The following is an 18,922-nucleotide window of genomic DNA, read 5'->3' on the forward strand; positions in this document are numbered from 1 at the left end:
TAGGCATGGGTGATAGAAAGAAAACATTACACAGAACGCATGGAGGTAAATTTCTCCTATGCGCTCTGAATACTAGATTAGTTAGATCACTATTACTTAGGTGATTTTTCGGCTTTACTTGATTCGTTGCGGAAAGACACCAGGAACAAGTTACCAAGTTGAATAGTCCATCTGGTGCTAGAGCGTGTTGATTGCAGGTTTTGAAGCAATGCAGAGCCTACAAGGGTAAAAAATACCAAAAAAACTAGGAGCAAACCAAAGCTCTGCGTATTTGGGGGTATTTCCTTAAACTGTTCGTGCAGTGGGGTTTGGATGTTTCTGTCGAAGGATGCAGTTTGTGAAAGAGGCTCATTAGGTAAATAAGTGCTTGCTTTGGGTAAGTCGTTTCGCTTAGGTTTCATAAAAAACACCAAATTAAGTATATTTATTATATTGATTTGATTTTCTCTAATAGTAAAAAGTATCTTTAGAATACGTAACTTATCAAAAATTAATCTGTAGCGTTATTTTACTTGCTTGACTTGTAGAGAAGAATTTATGTATTCTTAAATGAACTAACAGAAATACTAATCAGCGCAAACTTCAAGCCTTTCTTCACAGGCTAGGCTGTTCCTAGTAACTCCCCGAAAGGGGATTGAAGTACGCAGTTTGAAGAACTAAGGCTGATTAGTTAAACCTTTTACTTTCTCCATCCCCTTAAGGGGACGCAAAGTTGAAAGCAGCTATATACTTAATTATCTAGCTTCCCTTGAGAACCTTCTATATATAAGGTTCTCAAGTATGGTTTGCTACTGGATTACAACTTAACCTCGTTTTGGGTCTTCTTAGAATTTTTCCCTACCCACTAATCAACCCCACCAACAACCGCGCCAACTCTTGCACCATCAGCGCCCTGAAACATCCTCTCCGCACTGCAAGCAGTCCGAGTTGAAAGATGTATTAGTTTGATTGGCATTTTTTTAGGCAGAGGAAGTGCGATTAATCCTATGCCAATACTCTTCAAGAGTTTAGCAGTTCAGGGAATTTGTGTAGGCAATCGAGAAATGCTTGAGGCGATAAATCAGGCGATCGCTCAACATCAACTTCAATATCACAATCACCGCCTGCACAAGCCTACACAAACAAATTATCCTTCATTTCTTCGCCTGTATCACTTGCAAACTACCACCTGCATATAAAGTTGGCTCACCCACTTTAAACCCAGTTTCAGTTAACAATCTAGGCAAATCAGTTTTTAATAATTGCCAAGCTGTTTCCGTCTCAAACAACAACAAAAACAGTGATACCCCAGGCCAAAATATCGGATTCGTAGGAGCATGAAAATCCACCAGCGTAAATACCCCTCCTGGCTTCAACACCCGATAAACTTCATTAATAATTTTTCGTAATTGCTGAGGCTGCATCTCGTGTAATGCAACGCTGGTATGCACCACATCAAACAGATTATCTGCAAATGGCATCTTTTCAGCAAAAGCTTCGACATAAGAAGCTAATGGTACATTTTGCCGCGCCCGTTGCAAAGACTTGGGTGAAGCGTCCAATCCTGTTACATTTTGTGAAAACTTTACCAAAAATTGCGTCGTTTGACCACTGCCACAACATAAATCTAAAACCTGAGTATCTGAGTGAATTGTTAAGTTTTGCAAAGCAAGTTCCCGAAAACGAGCTTCACCACCTACACTTAAGGCTGCTAAACGAGAGATCCCGTCATACAGCCATTGATAGCGGTAACTCCAATCCCTTAAAATTGTTGCCATTGCATATTTCCTTGCTATTAAGCTTTATATTTAATAAAGATATATTGTTAACATTAGTAAAAAATCTGAAAAGATTAGGGGAAAGTAACTGCTATGGGTCGTGTAGGCGTCTTATTACTCAATCTCGGTGGTCCCGATAAGCTAGAAGATGTCGGGCCGTTTTTGTATAACCTATTTTCCGATCCGGAAATTATTCGCCTACCGTTTCGCTGGTTACAAAAGCCCCTAGCTTGGTTTATTGCTACGCGGCGAACCAGAACATCTCAAGCAAATTATAAACAAATCGGTGGCGGTTCCCCACTGCGGCAGATCACAGAAGCGCAAGGGGAAGCTTTAAAAGAACAGTTGGGCTATTTGGGGCAAGAAGCTAAAATTTACGTGGGAATGCGTTATTGGCATCCGTATACAGAAGAGGCGATCGCACAGATCACCCAAGATAATATAGAACACCTGGTAATCTTACCACTATATCCCCAGTTTTCGATCAGTACCAGTGGTTCCAGCTTCCGGCTTTTAGAAAAGCTTTGGCAAGAAGATCCAAAACTTCAACCCATTGATTACACCGTCATTCCTTCTTGGTATAAACAACCAGGCTACCTGCAAGCAATGGCGGAACTCGTAGCCCAGGAACTCGAACAGTTTCCTAATCCAGACGAGGTTCATATATTCTTCAGCGCTCACGGCGTTCCTAAAAGCTACGTTGAAGAAGCTGGCGACCCTTATCAGCAAGAAATTGAAGAATGTACTGCCCTGATTATGCAGACCCTGAATCGACCCAATGCCCACACTTTAGCTTACCAAAGTCGCGTCGGCCCGGTAGAATGGCTCCAACCCTATACTGAAGATGCCCTCAAAGAACTAGGCGCACAAGGCGTGAAAGATTTGGTTGTCGTACCAATCAGTTTTGTCTCAGAGCATATTGAGACACTACAAGAAATTGATATTGAATATCGGGAAGTAGCAGAAGAATCAGGAATTCACAACTTCCGTCGCGTTCCGGCTCCCAATACCCATCCGGTATTTATTAATGCACTGGCAGACCTAGTAATTGATGCGCTGAAAAATCCCAGTTTCAAGCTTTCGCAAGCTGCCCAAATGAAAAAAAGGGTGAAAATGTACCCCCAAGAGCGTTGGGAATGGGGTCTGACTACTAGTGCTGAAGTATGGAATGGTCGGATTGCCATGCTGGGGATTATTGCCTTAATCATCGAGCTGATTACTGGTCACGGCTTCTTGCACATGATTGGAATTTTGCAGTAAAGGGCATTGGGCATTGGGCATTGGGCATTGTAAAACTCTTCCTTTGTTGCCCCAAAATTCTATACTCCGTTGGAGATAGCTACGCCATCTAAGGAAGCCTGAACTTTAGACTTCTCTCCTTGTCCCCCATGCCCCATGCCCTATGCCCCATGCCCTTTGTGATACCAGTCATACCACTGCTTGGCGCTACGAACTGCAAACCAGAGCAGAACTAAAGCAATTAATCCTCCTTGCCAGGGAGCACCAAAGGCAAAAAGTACTAGAGTAACACACAAGGTATCTTGAAGAAAGACTGCCCACAACGGTAAGCCACGTAACCGATAGAACCAACCAACTTGAACTAGCTGAAGTACCAAAGCTAACAAACCTCCAATTAAGGCAATCACCCAGTTTGGCGTTACTGTTGCCTTAGCTACTGCTAACCCCATAATTGCGCCCACGATGGGAGACATGAATAACTGAATCAGTTGGAGCAATCTTTGCCCCCTTAGCTTTTTTGAGGCGAATAATTCAACTAAAGACCAACAAATGAGGCAGCCTAATAAGATTGGTGGAGAAATGTGAGATAAAATTGGAACTTGTGACCACAAGTTACTACCCTGCAATAGTCCAATAATCAGCAGAGGTGTACCTATTCTCATTCCTGCTGCGGCAGAAGCTGAAAGTGTGGCTAGGATGTCAATCATTAAAGCACTCGAAGCACTAATAAATAAGTAGATGTTTGTTACTTATACTACCCAGTTCTGGCAAAAATTCCAGCACCAAACTGACAGTCTTTAGCAATGAAATATTAAAGATTTTTGGTATTTTAATATCTAGGACTTACGCAGTGTACAAATGCCTCATGATATGCACTAGCTAAAATAGGTTGTTTCAGGCTTTTATTAATTATCCTGTGATCGTAAATAGACCATGCTGTAGGGGCACAGCAATGCTGTGCCCTTACGAAAGATGTGGTTTTTAACCTTATGCATATTTGGTATTTCTTGTCAATGCGTAAGTCCTAATATCTTCTTTTTTTACAACATTTGCGTATTTTTTGGATAGCAGATTAGTAGTAAGCGCTTAAGCGCTCACTACAAGCAAATGAATCTTAAATACCCAACCTTTGATAAACCTCTTCTAAATGCGTCAGATGTTGCTGGGGGTCGAAACAGACCTCTAGTTCTGCTGGGGACAACTTTTGAGTAACGCGAGGGTCTTTGCTAATTAAGTCCTGGAAATTACCTTCAGGCTTGTTCCAAGCGGTGTGAGCGCTTTCTTGAACGATCGCATAAGCTTCTTCTCGGTTGCTTCCCTTGTCTATCAAAGCCAGTAGCACTTTTTGACTGAACACAACGCCGCCGTAACAGTTGAGATTTCGTTTCATGTTCTCAGGATAGACCAACAGGTTTTTCACCAAGTCGGTTATTTCTATTAACATAAAATGCGTTAAAGTGCAAGCATCGGGCAAAATTACCCGTTCTACAGAACTGTGGGAAATATCCCTCTCATGCCAGAGAGCAACGTTTTCCAAAGCTGCACCAGCATGACTTCTGACGAGTCGCGCCATTCCCGTCAGCCGTTCCGAACGGATGGGATTGCGCTTGTGTGGCATTGCTGAGGAACCTTTTTGACCTTTGGCGAAGAATTCTTCAACTTCCAAAACGTCTGTTTTTTGCAGATTGCGAATTTCTACAGCAAAACGTTCGATGGATGCCGCTACTAAAGCTAATTGTTGCACGTAATCGGCGTGGCGATCGCGGGAAATAACTTGGGTTGAGGCTGTATCGGGTTTGAGTCCGAGTTTTTGGCAAGCGATCGCTTCTATACGCGGTTCAACATTCGCATAGGTTCCCACTGCACCAGAAATCTTACCCACAGCGATCGTTTGGCGGAGTATTCTCAGGCGTTCTTCGTGTCGCAACACTTCTGCTAACCAGCCAGCTAGCTTGAAACCAAAAGTAATCGGTTCAGCGTGAATCCCATGCGATCGGCCAGCCATCACTGTATGACGATGTTCTCGTGCTTTTTGGCGAATTACCTGAATCAAATCTTCCAGACGTTGCAATAATATATCCAGGCTAGCAACCAATTGCAGTGCTAAAGCTGTATCCAAAACATCCGAACTAGTTAAACCCAGGTGAATGTAGCGTCCGGCATCGCCAACATATTCATTGACATTTGTCAAGAAAGCGATAACATCGTGGCGGACTACAGCCTCAATTTCCAGCACCCTATCGGGGTCAAAATCTGCCTTGGCCTTAATTTCCTCAACCGCCTGAGATGGAATGTAACCCAGTTCAGCTTGAGCCTCACAAACAGCAATTTCGACTTGCAGCCAAGTTTTTAGTTTATAGGCTTCACTCCACAGATTAGCCATTTCGGGCAAAGTATAACGCTCGATCACAGTTTGGCACAGAATACAACCGTCATATTCTACAGTCTAATTAATGTAGATCACTTTTTAGTGCTGCTTTTTGCTCAGGGACGGAACTAGTTTTTGAATCCGAGGTAATAATACTAATCCTACCGTCAGCCTCCATATATGCAAACTTCACATCTGCTAAAAATTCCACACCTTGCTGACGTAACTTGCTCATCAACTCATCGTCTGTAATTAACTCTCGTTGCAAATGGCGCTGAATCATCCGACCATTTTTTACCAATAGCAGTGGCGGTTGATTCATAAAACGTTGGAACTGTGGTATTTTATAGCCTAACCAGTTCAGCAAGTAGCTCCAAAAAATCACTGTTCCTACCAGGATAGCGCCTTCAGTAATCGATGTATAATTACTTGCCATAGCATTTTGGGCAGCTTCAGCAAATAGCACAACTACGAGTAAATCAGTGATTCCTAGAGTTCCTAGTTGTCGGCTAGGAAGCACGCGTAGCACTGAGAACAGCGCTAAATAGACCAGCGACCCACGGATAATCAACTCAAAGACGCTGATGCTAGGAATAAAGATTGCTTGCCAATTGATAAAAAACCATTTTTCCATTAGCACTGATTTTCTCGCTTTTTCAATATATTTCTGGAAAAAATCCAGTCTAAGGCTATTTATAAACACAGAGTAATTATCTATAATTATATGTGATTTATCGAACAGCAATATTGGCGCCAGTTGTCAGAATACAAGAAGGGTATTCTGAACGAAAAAGCGGATGAATAATCGGCGTTTTTGCACCCCCACCAAAAATTCTAGTTTTGTGGTTTTCAATTCCTGCGCGGTCACAATCCCCGACTGAAAGATTGGGACTGGAGCTTGTCGTTTGTCTCCGGCTCCGCTCCTGAATTCAGAATAGCTGAATTCTTCTTCAATTCATATAAGTGATTTTCATTAGAGGTTAAATACTTAAATCTATATCAGATTTAAAAATATAAACCAGGAGTCAGAATACAGAATTCAGAATACTCTACCTATAAAGAGATAGAGTTTTAAGGCGAGAATATTTTAATTTTTTCGCGCCACTTGCGGGCAAGGTTTTAAACCAATATTCATTACCCAGTCGTACAGAATTAAATTCTGAATTCTGACTCCTGAGTTCTGAATTCTCCTTATAAACCTCCAACAATTAGGTGATTAAAATCGCTGATTTTTTCTTTTCTGTTTTAAGCGCTTGGGCTTTTTGAAAGACTGGAATAAGCGATTAATAAAGCTAGAAGATGGCTTTTTTGCTTGCCCCGTTGGATTCGTATCATTATATTTTGTGTTATCAGACAGAGGTATGGCATTCTTCGTTGGGGTTATACCGCTTCCGTACCTTCTGGCATAAACTTGGGTAAACTCTGCACCGAAGAAAAGAATCTGCGCCGCATAGTTAACCCAAGCTAAAATCACTACCAGTGAACCAGCAGCACCATAAGCTGAACCAAAACTGCCATTACCTAAATACTGTCCTAATAAAAACCTCCCGATAGAGAACAAAAATGAGGTGAGAATAGCTCCAATTAAAACATCACTCCAAGCAATTTTGACATCTGGTAGAACTTTAAAAATGAGTCCAAACAGGAATGTAGTGATGGCAAAAGAGACGATGAAATTGAGAATCTGCCAGAGGAAATCTACACCGGGTATCAAGTTGCTAAAGTATGTTACTAATGCTGCTAACGCCGTACTAATTACCAGAGAAACTAAAAGTAAAAAGCCAATCCCAATCACCATTGCAAACGATAAAAAACGTAGGCGAATCATGTTATTTACGCCGCGTCCGGGTTTCGGTTTCACCTCCCAAATCGTGTTGAGGGAATCTTGCAACTCGGTAAATAGACCAGTAGCACCTAATAGCAAAACTACAACACTAATGATGGAAGCGATCGCACCTGTTTGTGGTTTGTTAGCATTCTGAATGGCTGTTTGGATAAATGCTGCGCCATCTTTGCCAACTAAACCTTGAATTTGTCCAACGATTTGACCCCTTGCCGCCTCTTCTCCAAATACTGACCCTGCGATCGCAATTACAATAATCAGCAAGGGTGCGATCGAAAAAATCGTGTAATAAGCTAACGCCGCCGCTAACCGTGAGGCTTTATCCTCACTCCATTCTTTGAATGTCTCTTGTAATAACTTCCAAATCGCCTGCAAATTCATCCAATCAGTCTCCTTAAGGAATGCCGCTTAGTTCCTGATATATTGGATACTTATTTCTTAAGTAGCCACATCCACCCAAGGGAGTTTGTGCAGTGTTCTTGAGGAGGAATTTAGAATTTTAACGCGGGGAACTAGTGCTGGATGATGGGGAGGAAATACTGCGCGGACGGATTGACGTTTTAGTGCTACAAAATCAGTTGTGGGTGATGGTGTTAGAGTCGAAAAAAACCACGCTGTCAGTTTGGGCGGCTGTACCGCAAGCCCTAGCTTATATGATGGCTAACCCCAACCCCAGCTTTCACTTTGAAAATGCGATCGCTTGCTCTTGGCGATAAACCTAATTTTTGGCATTTCTAACAACTATTGCTTCTCAGTAGCATCCAATTCTTGACGATACTCTTGAATATACTGCTGAACTACGTCAAAGTCTGGATCATCTTTAAATACTCCTGCAAATTTCATCCAAGGTTTTTGAAAAAAATCAGTACAGGCTTCTTCCCCACTCCCTACTCCCTACTCCCTGTCTACGCAAATAATTTCAAAAATCAAATACTAGTCCTATAGCTTTAGTCCGTGCTACTTTGAAAATGCGATCGCTTGCTCTTGCGGATAAACCTAATTTTTGGCATTTCTAACAACTATTGCTCCTCTCTAGAAAAGAGAAATGCTATGAGTAACGATCATAAATGGAGGATTTTTTATGACTCAAGATAGACCAGATAGATTAGACCGGATAGAAGCGACATTAGACCGAGTAGCACAGCAACTTGACAATCAGGTGGTGGTGAATGCTGAATTGAGGCAGTCAACAGCTCAGTTGGGACACTCAGTAACTGAGTTAACTAATACAGTCAATGGTTTGACTAATAGAGTTAGCGATCTAACTAATAGAGTTAGCGATCTAACTGGGGCAGTAGATGGATTACTGCAAATAGTGGAAATACATCAGCAAAACTTTGAGCAAATTGCAGCCCGTGAACGCCGACGAGAAGAATTTGAGCGCACTACCAGCGCTGCAATTGATCGCATCAGCACTGTACTGGATTACTTAGTCAGGCGAAGTCCTTACGGAAACGAGCAACCATGACGATCTCACCCAAATATCGCCTTGCACAGCGAGTAAACAAGGCGAAATCACTGGAGTAGTCCACGGAAGTGGACTATAAAAAATCAAGAGTTTTTAACGAACCGCAAAGGACGCAAAGGAGAGGCAGCGCGTTGCGGGGGTTCCCACCGTTGTAGCGACTGCCGTCGCAAAGAAGAGAAGGAAGAAATGCTTAACTGAACTGTATTGGTTTTTACAGCTATTTTCAGGTAAATAGACCACGCGGGTAGGGGCACAGCAGTGCTGTGCCCCTACGACGGATGTGGTTCAAATACATGATTTCTGCTGTAATCTACGGAGGTGGGTAAAGCCTCGTGTAGACAAGCCAGGGCTGTGCGTATTTTCCCCCCGTTGAGGCGACTGTTCTAACTTTCACTGCATTCTATCGATTGTGCGATACTGAATTGCTTCCGCTACATGATTGGTCTTTAACTCATCTTCTCCCGCTAAATCTGCAATAGTTCGTGCTACTTTGAGAACGCGATCGCTTGCTCTTGCCGATAAACCTAATTTTCTAATTGCTACTTCTAATAAATTGCGACTAGCATCATCTAATTTGCACCATTTCTGGAGATGACGACTTTGCATATGGGCATTGCAACGCAGATTTGGTTCTTCTTGGAAGCGGGTAATTGCGCGATCGCTTGCTTGTTGCACCCGTTCCCGTACTGATGTTGATGCTTCTCCCGTAGGTTGTTGGGTAATTTCTTCTGGTTTCAAGCGATTCACCGCAACTTGTAAATCAATTCGATCCATTAACGGCCCAGAAAGTTTTGCCCAATATTGCTCGCGTTGCCGTGGAGAACAAGTACATTGTTGAATGGTATCGCCATAGTAACCACATGGACAGGGATTGGTACTCGCCACCAAAGTAAACTGCGCGGGAAAGGTTACTGATAGTTTGGTGCGCGAAATTGTCACATAGCCATCTTCCAAAGGCTGGCGCAGAAATTCTAAAACATCTCGTTTAAATTCCGTGAGTTCATCCAGAAAAAGTACGCCCCTGTGAGATAATGATATTTCTCCAGGACGAGGGAAGCTACCACCACCAACAAGAGAAGGCCCGGATGCCGAGTGGTGGGGACTGCGAAAAGGGCGATCGCGTACCAACGAACCACGATTTTTCAATAAACCAGCTACCGAATGGATGCGAGTCACTTCTAAAGATTCGGCAAAACTTAGGGGCGGTAAAATTCCTGGTAAGCGCCGTGCTAACATGGTTTTCCCACTACCAGGCGGCCCGACAAAAATTAAATTATGCCCGCCAGCAGCAGCAATTTCTAAAGCCCGACGCGCATGAGCTTGTCCTTTGACATCATGCAAATCTGCGCCAGGGTAGGATACTGTTGCTATCTCCCTTGTAGCATCTATCTGCACAGGTTTGTAACGCCCCGGATGATTTAAAAAATCTACCACATCAGACAGATGTTTGCAGCCGTAAACAGCCAAGCCTTCAACCACAGCCGCTTCTTGGGCATTATCAGCAGGGATAACTAAACCTGCAATTCCCATCTTTTGGGCTGCTGCTGCGATCGGTAAGACACCAGCCACCGGACGCAAACTGCCATCTAAAGAGACTTCGCCCAAAAATAGATAATCTCCCAATAAATCAGCGCTAACTTGCTCAGAAGCCGCCAAAATTCCCACACTAATAGGCAAATCGAAACAGGGGCCTTCTTTGCGTAAATCTGCTGGGGTTAAATTGATCACAATTTTTCGCATGGGAAAGGCAAAACCTGCATTCTTCAGCGTTGCTTTGACTCTTTCTCTTGATTCTTGAATCGCTGAATCTGGCAGTCCCAAGACAACAATTCCCGGCAATCCCCCTGACACATCGACTTCTACGCCTACTTTGACGGCATCGATGCCCACAATTGATGCACTCCAGACTCTAGCAAGCATTTCTTATATAACAGTAAACCTTTCAAATCTCTAGCAGATGAGTCGGTAGATTGGCATTAGTGAAACCACAGAGACAATTTTTCGATCAAATTATCTGGTTCTTGTTTGTTGGAAAAGTTGACAAGCCTTTTTAACGAGGGTTAGGGAGGATGAAGTATAAAAACTAATAATTAATTAGCAACAATATTTTTCAACAAAATTGGCAAATTCCTGAAACCTATTTACGTAATATTACAGAAGCTATAAATACAAACAAGCAATAAAATAACAGGCATATAAATAACAACTAAAAAATTTTACATTTGTAATATTATTCAGAACTATGAAACGGCGCAACTTTCTTTGGTATTCGCTACTGTTTGCTGCTGGTTGCACAACAGGAGTAAATTCTACTAGTAATAGCTCAGATCAGATGGCAACCACTACACCAAAAAATCTCAAATTTGCAGTTACAGATATTACTGGAATTAAAGACTTGCAACGAGATTATGGACTTTTTCGCACCACATTAGAAGAGATATTAGGCATAAAAATTGAGTTTTTTCCTGTAGAAAATCCCACAGCAGCAGCACCAGCACTGTTATCAGGAGAGGTAGATATTGTATTTGCAGGTCCTTCAGAATACTTGATTTTAAACTCTAGGGCAAAGGCTATTCCGATAATTGCCATTGAGCGGACTAACTACCATTCTATTATTGTAGTTCGTGCAGATAGCAAAATTAAATTATTATCTCAATTGAAAGGCAAAACAATTGCCATGCGAGAAATTGGCTCAACTGCTAGTCATCTTGCTCCCACAAAGCTACTAATAGATGCTGGATTAAATCCAAAAACTGACTTCAAAACTGTGATGTTGGGTGATCGGGGAGTGCAAGCCTTAAAAAAAGGTGATGTAGATGCTTGGGCGACTGCATCTGACAGATACAAAAACATTCTGGAATCTGAGGGCTTACTTGAGAAGGATTTCTCTATAATTTTTAAAGGCCCATTACTTCCTGGTGATGTATTTGTTGCTAGTAACCAGTTGCCATCTAACTTTATAGCAGATATGCGATCGCGCATGATTAAGGATCGGGATAAACTAATTCAAAGTTTGCTGACTGCTAAAGCGAACCAAAAGTATAAAGGAGGCAAATTTGTTCTAGTAAATGATGCTGATTATAATCTGATTCGTGAAGTTTATAAAAAAATCGGACAAGGAGATTTCTTGTAATAGGATAAGTAAGTTAATCTAAAAAAATCCAGGTTTTTAGTAAGCGGTTACTAATAGCTAATTGCACAGGTTGAATTTTATTTATATAGTTTGGTTTATTTCGGAAAACTGACTTAGTTCATAAATGAATGATAATTAATACGACAAACTATTTTAGAAGATTTTTTAGCTCGCTTACTCACTTAAGCGATAACTGGAGCATTGCTAAAAAAATTAGTTATGGCTATACTGTGGCAATTAGTATTGCTTTTATTGGTACGACAAGTGGCTTGTTAATTGCATACCACTATGAAATAATTGCCCAGCAACAGTTGAATTTATCTTATCAACAACAATTTCTCTTAAAAGATTTAGAAAATACAATAACTAGAGTGAGGCTACATCCCCAAAGGTTAGTTACTGTATTAGAAAATTCTATTTGGTTAGAATTTGAAAAAGACAGATTTTTAGACGAAATGAGTCAAGTAAATAAGCGTTTATCTGAGCTAAAAATATTTATAAATAACCATCCTAATGATTCGACAATAAATAATATAGATGTGTTGAATTTATTAAAAAAGTATAAAAATAATACGGAAATATATACTCAAATAGTAAAAAAGTTTTGGCGGCAGATTGAAAAAAATAAATTATCAGCAAACGCCACAAAAGCTGATCAGGAACAACTATTAGTGTTTTTTAAGGAAGAAACTAAGATATCAGTTGAGTTTGAGAAACTTTCAGACGATTTAATTGGAATTATACGACATGCTGAAATTCAACAAAAGCAAGCAAATGCTAGTTTTGATAGTGCCCAGAAATTGCGAATTCAAGTTATTATTGGAAGTATGCTGTTATCAGCTGCGATCGCAGCTATACTAGCAATATATACCAGTAGGTTAATTGCCCGTCCCCTACAAATAGTTACTAACGTTGCCAGAAAAATCACGCAAGAGTCAAATTTTGAACTCAGAGCTAATATCACAAGCAACGATGAAGTCGGGACATTAGCTACTTCCCTGAATCAATTAGTGGAATGGGTAGGAGATTATACCCAGGAACTAGAGCTAGCTCGCCAAAGTTTAGAGCAACGGGTAGAAGAACGAACCCAAGAACTTCAAAAAACCCTACAAGACTTAAAAGAAGCTCAAGGGCAGTTAATTCAAACCGAAAAAATGTCTTCTCTTGGACAGATGGTAGCAGGGATAGCTCATGAAATTAATAATCCTGTTAACTTTATTTACGGTAACATTCAATGCGTCACTGACTATACTCAAGATTTATTTAGCCTTGTGAGTTTATATCAGGAACAATACCCAGATTCTATCTGGAGCATTGAAGAAAAAATTGAAGAAATTGATTTAAATTTTATTAATAAAGATTTACCACTTTTACTTTCTTCTATGAAAGTCGGCGCTCAACGTATCCGGGAAATTGTGTTATCTTTGCGTAACTTTTCCCGATTAGATGAAGCTGATATGAAAGAGGTCGATATTCATGAAGGAATTGATAATACATTGTTACTTTTAAATCACAGACTTCAGCCAGAAATTGAAGTCATTAAAAAGTATGGAGATTTACCCTTAGTTGAGTGTTATCCAGCACAACTCAATCAGGTATTTATGAATATTATAAGTAATGCGATCGATGCTATACTAGACCAGAAAGCTGATTCAGATAAAAGTAAACAAATTATTATAGATACATTAAAGATAGATGATGTTTATATTAAAGTAGGAATCAGAGATAACGGATCTGGAATTTCACCAGAGATTCAAAATAAACTGTTTGACCCTTTTTTCACAACTAAACCAGTGGGTAAAGGTACTGGTTTAGGTTTAAGTGTTTGCTATCAGATAATTGACAAACACAAAGGTAAAATAGAAGTAATCTCAGAATTTGAACAAGGGACAGAGTTTGCAATCATTTTACCTATTAAAACACAAACAAACTAGTACCGCTATTTTTGAAGAAGAATGCAGAATTCAGAATTCAGAATTCAGAATCAAGACGCTCTCTACGAGACGCGCAAGGGACGCGGACTCGTTGGCGGAGCCTCGAAGATGGAATATTCATAATGTGCCGTTTACTTGCTTACCTCGGTTCGCCTGTTTCTTTAGAACATCTTCTGTATAAACCAGAACACTCGCTGGTAGTCCAGAGTTATCAACCGCGCGAAATGACCTCTGGAGTACTAAATGCAGATGGCTTTGGTGTGGGTTGGTATCATAGTCAAAAAGATATCGAACCTTTTATCTACAAAAATACCCTACCTATTTGGAATGATATAAACCTACCCAGTCTCAGCCGTTACGTTGAATCCAAGTGTATACTTGCTTATGTCCGCAGTGCTATACCAGACGAAGCCTTAAATTTTGCTAATTGTCAGCCATTTAACCATCAACAACAGCTATTTATTCACAATGGAGGAATCGAAAATTTCCGCAAAACATTACACAGAAAAATCCGCAGCACTTTAACCCAAGATTTTTACGAAAAAATTAATGGCAGTACTGACTCTGAACACATTTTTGCATTGTTACTTTCACAAAGTCAAATTAACAAACATCGACCTCCAGAATATGCTTTACGCACCACATTATTAACGCTTTTAGAGATGGCAAAACGCTATCAAGTTGAAGCCTCACTCAATGTAATCTCTAGTGACGGACATCGCCTGATAGCGTCTCATTTTGCTACCACTTCACCGCCTCCATCTCTTTACTGGATTCGAGATGATCCGACTTTCCCAAAATCTGTAATTATTGCGTCTGAACCTCTATTTAAAGGTAATTGGATTGCTTGCCCAGAAAATAGCATCATTAGTGTGGAAGCAGACGGTGAGATCCAAATTGATAAAATCTAGTGCGAAAGAGGCTAGCAATAGTACTTAAGCGCTTACTTGCTGTCATTTGAATAGGGAAATGCCTACAAATAACTTTAAAGATTGAGTAATATAGCTCAGGCATGATTTTATTAGCTACGGCTATGTGTTTCACTGATTGGGGTAAAGGTCTGCCGACAGGTAGCCTATTACGCCAAGCAAACGGAGGTTTCATGTCGATATCTAAAGCTGTCACCAGCAATCTTACTTCTGAAAACAGCGTTCAAAAACGCTTGCAGATAGAGCGTTTGGTAGGAGCAACTCAAATAGTTGCATCTAGTGCTGGGAGTGATGTGGTTAAGGGATTAACTCAAACACCTAAATCTCTACCCCCCTGTTACTTTTATGATGACCGTGGTTCTGATCTGTTTGAGCAAATCTGTGATTTACCAGAATATTACCTCACACGCACAGAAACAACGATTTTACAGCAGTTTGCTGGCGAAATTGCCAAGATAACTGGCGCTTGTGAATTGGTAGAACTTGGTAGTGGCAGTTCTAGCAAAACCCGCATTTTACTAGATGCCTACCAGCAGCTAGGCTATCCCCTGCACTATCTACCAATTGATGTCTGTGCAGGTATGTTGGAAAGTAGTGCGAAGCAGTTATTAGAAGATTACCCCTTACTGCAAGTTTATGCGCTAGCGGGAACCTATGAATTAGCCCTTGCACAACTCCTACCGACGCAATTACCCAGTCGAATGATTTGTTTTATTGGTAGCAGTTTAGGTAATCTTAGACCTGATGAGTGTGATGTGTTCTTCTCTCAAATTACAGAAGCCCTACAAGTAGGTGAGTATTTCTTGTTGGGGATAGATTTGCGAAAGCCGAAACAGATTTTGGAACCAGCTTATAACGACAGTCAAGGAGTGACGGCAGCATTTAACCTGAATATGCTGGAGCATTTAAATCAGCGCTTTGAGGGGAATTTTGACACCACGCAGTTTGAACACTGGGCGTTTTACAATGAAAGTGAGCATCAAATAGAAATGCATTTACGCAGCCTGCGATCGCAAATTGTAGAATTACGCGCTCTTAATCTCAAGGTTAATTTTGCACTAGGTGAGACTATCCTCACTGAAATTTCTCGCAAATTTGACCTTAATACTATCAAGCAGCAACTCACAGCACAGGGTTTATTACCTCTTCATGTGTGGACAGCTCCAAATCAATGGTTTGGTTTACTGCTCTGTCAACTCCAAGCATAAAGCAAATCAGGGTATAGCGGTTCTTGTTTACGTGGTATACCCGTAGGGGCACGGCAGTGCCGTGCCCCTACACCTCGCAATATCATGTTGTACCGCATCTGAGTGGGAACCGCTATATGTCTCACATACAGCAGAATTCAGAATTAAGGAGCGGAGCCGGAGACGGTCTGGGGCTTGGCGTCAGAATTCAGAAGTAAAACAGGCCACCACAACAAGAGAGAACAATTAGAATCTCTCTAAATGTTTAGCGGCTAATTATTGCCGCATCGAAGCTGTGGGAAAAATTCTGCTGAATATAGGAATCCTTGGCTGAGGCTTAGTTGCAGTTATATTGGCATTAGCAGCAGAAGAGTTATTAGCTGCTTCAGCGAGAATAGCTGGTTTGCTATTAGTAGAATTGGCAAAATCAGTCAACTGGATAGCAGAAGGTGAATTTGAAGATATGGAACTAATATTATCAGTATTTTGACTTTTGGTTTTTACCGGAGTTTCAGCTTGAGATGGAGTAACGATGAAAGTTGAACTTGTTCCTAATGCCAGTATGAGCAAATGAGAAATATATTGTTGCATGGGGATTGGTAAAATTGGTTGATAAATATTCAAAGCTTAAAGAAGTTGTGATTGTTCTGAGTTAGAAATAAAACCGCAAATTTCCCAGGATAAATCATGACGCTGTTGTTCAATACAACCTGAACACAGCGATTTAGAAATGAATAGACTACCAGCGCTTAGTACATTAACGTGAGTTCGATGAACCTCTCCCGGACAGCCTCCCTCTCCGAAACGGAAAGGGAGGAGCAACAATTCAGCTTTTTGCTCCCCTCTGGGCGTCGGAGAGGGGCTGCTCTTGAGAGGTCAAATAAAACTTGTCGAACTCACGTTACATTAATTTGCTAACAATAACCGAACCTTTCTCAATCACCTTTACTACAAAGCAAGGGGAAAATAACCGTTCTCTTTCGTAAAAAAAATAGAACGGTTATTTTAAGACTACTGGATCGGTTTTCTAGAGAATTGGTAAATAGATACACCTGGAATAATTGAAGTTTTTTCATCAACTAAGCCAGCACAACTATTAGTATTTTAGTTATATTTAACTTGTTACTAAAAGAGGGATGTTACTGAACTTTTTCAAAAAGCTGATTTAGAGAAAATCAACTCTTAATTCGCATATTTAACTAACTAAAGCAGAAAGTATATGAAGTTTTAATAAAACCTGAGTTTGATCCTGACTTTTCACGGGATCTGGAAAACCTCACTTCCATTCCTCTCTCCTGCAAGGAGAGAGGCTTTGAATTCTCCCCATTCCCTTGTAGGGAAGGGGGCTGGGGGGTTAGGTTTCGCGTTAGCTTTTCCACATGACCTGAATTGTCAGAGTTTGATCAAGTAGCTTCTGTAAATAAATACGTGTATACGTTCAGGAATAGATACTAATGTGACTATAGGACTAGTATTTGATTTTTGAAATGCACGTAGTGGACCCTTAAGGCTTTAATAGTGCATTAGACGTAGGTTGGGTGGAGCGCAGCGCAACCCAACTGATTATCAGGATGTTGGGTTACGCAAAGCCTCCAACGCCACTTGCTACAACGCGGGAAACCCGCGCAACGCAGTGGCTCCCCAACAAAGCAATTTTTTTGCAACCATTTTAGCCATGACAGGCTACTACAAGACTACCGAGATTTTTTCAGAAATCAAATATGATTCCTATATATGCCCAGTTGCGATCGCGCCCCGTGGCGCAACTGGGCAACTACTGGCGGGTAGGCGATCGCAACTGCAAAACTTGGGTATTATCGTTGTCAGTATTAGAAAACTTTAAACAAAATCTATTCAGATATAGCGTGCAAGCTTTTTGGGATTGGCGTAAGGGGGTCGCAGTCTTGGCGCTTGGCGTCGATTGCGAACCCGTAGGGCTTGTCGTCAGACATCGCTCTTTCAACCGCAGATGTTGTATATTTCAGTGTATTAGTATAACCCTGGACTTTAACAGATAGCGGGTTGACACTTTATAGACTGGCTGAAAATTCACAAATCTATGCGGAATTGATACCAGAGGCACTGAAGTTGATAGCAGCAACATCACTTATCAGCAAATTTATGAATACAACCGAGAGATATTTTTTACCCCTTATTTTTGTGACAATGATTGTCAGCCTCAGCAGTTGTAGTTCTAACCCCACTGCTCGTAATATTGACAGTGCAACGCCATCCCCCACCACAACACCGGCGAATAGCCCATCGTCTGAGACTCCCAGCCAAATTTCTAGCGTTGCTCAGTTGAGAGAAAAATCTCCTAATCAAGAATCTCCTAAGGAAAATACGCCTTCCTCATCAACTCCTAAAGCTGTCACTAGCAAAACTACCAACGTCACACTATACACAAGTGATAGCCAATGTCAAGAACTCATTCCAGAAAAGGTTTCAGTACCAGCCGAGGAACCAGTGACAAATGTAGTGAGTAAAATTTTAGAAAAACGAGATACAAGCGACTTTAGCTTGTCTGGGTATCGTGTCAATATAAAAAATGGCATCGCTACAGTTGATTTGCGAATATCTCCTGGGTCAAAGCGGCAAATAACTTCTCTTTCTAGTTGTGAACAGTTTGCTCTGTTTGGCAGTCTCCGCAAAACTCTAACGAGTAATACCCAATGGAATATTAAAGAGGTTCGTTTCACCGAGCGAGGTGAGGACATTGTTCTTTAGAATCTGAACAGCGACAGGACTCATGCATCAGCAGTTGCGAAAACTGTGTATATTCTAGTCAATTGAAAATAGCTGTAAATAGTGGTATTCTTCATCTTAGCCATAAGTTTATGGCAGCAACTCGCGGGTGTAATTCAGTGGTAGAATCTCACTTTCCCAAGGTGATCGTCGTGGGTTCGAGTCCCATCGCCCGCTTTAAGTACATATACAGCAGAATTCAGAATTCAGGAGTCAGAATTCAGAATTCAGAAGTAAAACAGGCTTTATACGTGGCTTTTAGACGAAACCTCTCTCAATACGGTTCGGATAAGAGTTGATCCCCCCAACCCCCCGATAA

17 protein-coding genes, 1 tRNA gene and 1 pseudogene are annotated in these 18,922 nt (G+C 41.1%); 11 read left to right on the plus strand and 8 right to left on the minus strand.

All coding sequences use genetic code 11. The features are described 5' to 3' along the window. Positions 1 to 92 precede the first annotated feature (92 nt). Positions 93 to 401, minus strand: coding sequence for a hypothetical protein (locus V7K27_RS13820; RefSeq protein ID WP_334948027.1), 309 nt, complete (start codon positions 399 to 401; stop codon positions 93 to 95). Positions 402 to 986: 585 nt separating this feature from the next. Between V7K27_RS13820 and V7K27_RS13825 the strand changes: the two genes are divergently transcribed. Continuing rightward, positions 987 to 1,178, plus strand: a complete 192-nt coding sequence (locus tag V7K27_RS13825) for a hypothetical protein (RefSeq protein WP_334948029.1) — start codon at positions 987 to 989, stop codon at positions 1,176 to 1,178. Here V7K27_RS13825 and V7K27_RS13830 read toward each other — a convergent pair. Continuing rightward, positions 1,134 to 1,757 (minus strand): class I SAM-dependent methyltransferase, encoded by a 624-nt coding sequence (locus V7K27_RS13830; protein ID WP_334948031.1) that lies wholly within the window; start codon positions 1,755 to 1,757, stop codon positions 1,134 to 1,136. The two genes, V7K27_RS13825 and V7K27_RS13830, sit on opposite strands and share 45 nt — an antisense overlap. A gap of 93 nt (positions 1,758 to 1,850) precedes the next feature. Between V7K27_RS13830 and hemH the strand changes: the two genes are divergently transcribed. Then, positions 1,851 to 3,017: a ferrochelatase gene (gene hemH / locus V7K27_RS13835; RefSeq protein ID WP_334948033.1), complete on the plus strand. Its 1,167-nt coding sequence runs from the start codon at positions 1,851 to 1,853 to the stop codon at positions 3,015 to 3,017. A gap of 140 nt (positions 3,018 to 3,157) precedes the next feature. Here the strand turns inward: hemH and V7K27_RS13840 are convergent, their stop codons facing one another. From V7K27_RS13840 to V7K27_RS13855, 4 genes are all read right to left on the minus strand, one after another. Beyond that, entirely contained in the window at positions 3,158 to 3,703 is a 546-nt protein-coding gene (locus tag V7K27_RS13840) for a DUF4126 domain-containing protein (protein WP_334948035.1), read from the minus strand. 407 nt (positions 3,704 to 4,110) lie between these two features. Beyond that, entirely contained in the window at positions 4,111 to 5,406 is a 1,296-nt protein-coding gene (gene purB / locus V7K27_RS13845; RefSeq protein WP_334948037.1) for an adenylosuccinate lyase, read from the minus strand. A 40-nt stretch (positions 5,407 to 5,446) separates the two neighbouring features. Next, entirely contained in the window at positions 5,447 to 5,998 is a 552-nt protein-coding gene (locus tag V7K27_RS13850) for a DUF421 domain-containing protein (protein WP_334948039.1), read from the minus strand. A gap of 582 nt (positions 5,999 to 6,580) precedes the next feature. After that, positions 6,581 to 7,588, minus strand: a complete 1,008-nt coding sequence (locus V7K27_RS13855; protein ID WP_334948041.1) for a YihY/virulence factor BrkB family protein — start codon at positions 7,586 to 7,588, stop codon at positions 6,581 to 6,583. Between the two features lie 128 nt (positions 7,589 to 7,716). On the opposite strand from V7K27_RS13855, the pseudogene V7K27_RS13860 reads away from it, so the two are divergent. Continuing rightward, positions 7,717 to 7,878: pseudogene (locus V7K27_RS13860) on the plus strand (type I restriction endonuclease subunit R); the annotation flags it as partial. 410 nt (positions 7,879 to 8,288) lie between these two features. Next, positions 8,289 to 8,675, plus strand: coding sequence for a hypothetical protein (locus V7K27_RS13865; RefSeq protein ID WP_334948043.1), 387 nt, complete (start codon positions 8,289 to 8,291; stop codon positions 8,673 to 8,675). A gap of 390 nt (positions 8,676 to 9,065) precedes the next feature. Here V7K27_RS13865 and V7K27_RS13870 read toward each other — a convergent pair whose 3' ends face one another. Further along, positions 9,066 to 10,595, minus strand: coding sequence for a YifB family Mg chelatase-like AAA ATPase (locus V7K27_RS13870; protein WP_334948045.1), 1,530 nt, complete (start codon positions 10,593 to 10,595; stop codon positions 9,066 to 9,068). A gap of 322 nt (positions 10,596 to 10,917) precedes the next feature. On the opposite strand from V7K27_RS13870, the gene V7K27_RS13875 reads away from it, so the two are divergent. The 4 genes from V7K27_RS13875 to egtD all read left to right on the plus strand — a co-directional run bounded on the left by V7K27_RS13875 (position 10,918) and on the right by egtD (position 15,879). Next, positions 10,918 to 11,808 (plus strand): phosphate/phosphite/phosphonate ABC transporter substrate-binding protein, encoded by an 891-nt coding sequence (locus V7K27_RS13875; RefSeq protein WP_334948046.1) that lies wholly within the window; start codon positions 10,918 to 10,920, stop codon positions 11,806 to 11,808. A gap of 128 nt (positions 11,809 to 11,936) precedes the next feature. Beyond that, complete coding sequence (locus V7K27_RS13880; RefSeq protein ID WP_334948048.1) at positions 11,937 to 13,742, plus strand: sensor histidine kinase; 1,806 nt, start codon at positions 11,937 to 11,939, stop codon at positions 13,740 to 13,742. 122 nt (positions 13,743 to 13,864) lie between these two features. Further along, complete coding sequence (gene egtC / locus V7K27_RS13885) at positions 13,865 to 14,653, plus strand: ergothioneine biosynthesis protein EgtC (protein WP_334948051.1); 789 nt, start codon at positions 13,865 to 13,867, stop codon at positions 14,651 to 14,653. Between the two features lie 191 nt (positions 14,654 to 14,844). Further along, entirely contained in the window at positions 14,845 to 15,879 is a 1,035-nt protein-coding gene (gene egtD / locus V7K27_RS13890) for an L-histidine N(alpha)-methyltransferase (protein ID WP_334948134.1), read from the plus strand. A gap of 255 nt (positions 15,880 to 16,134) precedes the next feature. Here the strand turns inward: egtD and V7K27_RS13895 are convergent, their stop codons facing one another. After that, positions 16,135 to 16,482 (minus strand): hypothetical protein, encoded by a 348-nt coding sequence (locus tag V7K27_RS13895; protein WP_334948053.1) that lies wholly within the window; start codon positions 16,480 to 16,482, stop codon positions 16,135 to 16,137. Between the two features lie 910 nt (positions 16,483 to 17,392). Between V7K27_RS13895 and V7K27_RS13900 the strand changes: the two genes are divergently transcribed. From V7K27_RS13900 to V7K27_RS13910, 3 genes are all read left to right on the plus strand, one after another. After that, positions 17,393 to 17,701: a hypothetical protein gene (locus V7K27_RS13900; RefSeq protein ID WP_334948054.1), complete on the plus strand. Its 309-nt coding sequence runs from the start codon at positions 17,393 to 17,395 to the stop codon at positions 17,699 to 17,701. A 278-nt stretch (positions 17,702 to 17,979) separates the two neighbouring features. After that, on the plus strand, positions 17,980 to 18,585 hold the full coding sequence (locus V7K27_RS13905; protein ID WP_334948056.1) for a sporulation/spore germination protein: 606 nt from the start codon (positions 17,980 to 17,982) through the stop codon (positions 18,583 to 18,585). A gap of 123 nt (positions 18,586 to 18,708) precedes the next feature. Beyond that, positions 18,709 to 18,780 (plus strand) — tRNA-Gly (locus V7K27_RS13910). The last annotated feature ends 142 nt before the right edge of the window (positions 18,781 to 18,922 follow it).

It is taken from the genome of Nostoc sp. (assembly GCF_036919575.1).
Lineage (GTDB): Bacteria > Cyanobacteriota > Cyanobacteriia > Cyanobacteriales > Nostocaceae > Nostoc.

Excerpts from the sequence above, each read along its gene's own strand:
- V7K27_RS13820 (WP_334948027.1), bottom strand. The coding sequence starts at position 401 with ATGAAACCTAAGCGAAACGACTTACCCAAAGCAAGCACTTATTTACCT.
- V7K27_RS13825 (WP_334948029.1), top strand. The coding sequence starts at position 987 with ATGCCAATACTCTTCAAGAGTTTAGCAGTTCAGGGAATTTGTGTAGGC.
- V7K27_RS13830 (WP_334948031.1), bottom strand. The coding sequence starts at position 1,757 with ATGGCAACAATTTTAAGGGATTGGAGTTACCGCTATCAATGGCTGTAT.
- hemH (WP_334948033.1), top strand. The coding sequence starts at position 1,851 with ATGGGTCGTGTAGGCGTCTTATTACTCAATCTCGGTGGTCCCGATAAG.
- V7K27_RS13840 (WP_334948035.1), bottom strand. The coding sequence starts at position 3,703 with ATGATTGACATCCTAGCCACACTTTCAGCTTCTGCCGCAGCAGGAATG.
- V7K27_RS13850 (WP_334948039.1), bottom strand. The coding sequence starts at position 5,998 with ATGGAAAAATGGTTTTTTATCAATTGGCAAGCAATCTTTATTCCTAGC.
- V7K27_RS13855 (WP_334948041.1), bottom strand. The coding sequence starts at position 7,588 with ATGAATTTGCAGGCGATTTGGAAGTTATTACAAGAGACATTCAAAGAA.
- V7K27_RS13865 (WP_334948043.1), top strand. The coding sequence starts at position 8,289 with ATGACTCAAGATAGACCAGATAGATTAGACCGGATAGAAGCGACATTA.
- V7K27_RS13870 (WP_334948045.1), bottom strand. The coding sequence starts at position 10,595 with ATGCTTGCTAGAGTCTGGAGTGCATCAATTGTGGGCATCGATGCCGTC.
- V7K27_RS13875 (WP_334948046.1), top strand. The coding sequence starts at position 10,918 with ATGAAACGGCGCAACTTTCTTTGGTATTCGCTACTGTTTGCTGCTGGT.
- V7K27_RS13880 (WP_334948048.1), top strand. The coding sequence starts at position 11,937 with ATGATAATTAATACGACAAACTATTTTAGAAGATTTTTTAGCTCGCTT.
- egtC (WP_334948051.1), top strand. The coding sequence starts at position 13,865 with ATGTGCCGTTTACTTGCTTACCTCGGTTCGCCTGTTTCTTTAGAACAT.
- egtD (WP_334948134.1), top strand. The coding sequence starts at position 14,845 with ATGTCGATATCTAAAGCTGTCACCAGCAATCTTACTTCTGAAAACAGC.
- V7K27_RS13905 (WP_334948056.1), top strand. The coding sequence starts at position 17,980 with ATGAATACAACCGAGAGATATTTTTTACCCCTTATTTTTGTGACAATG.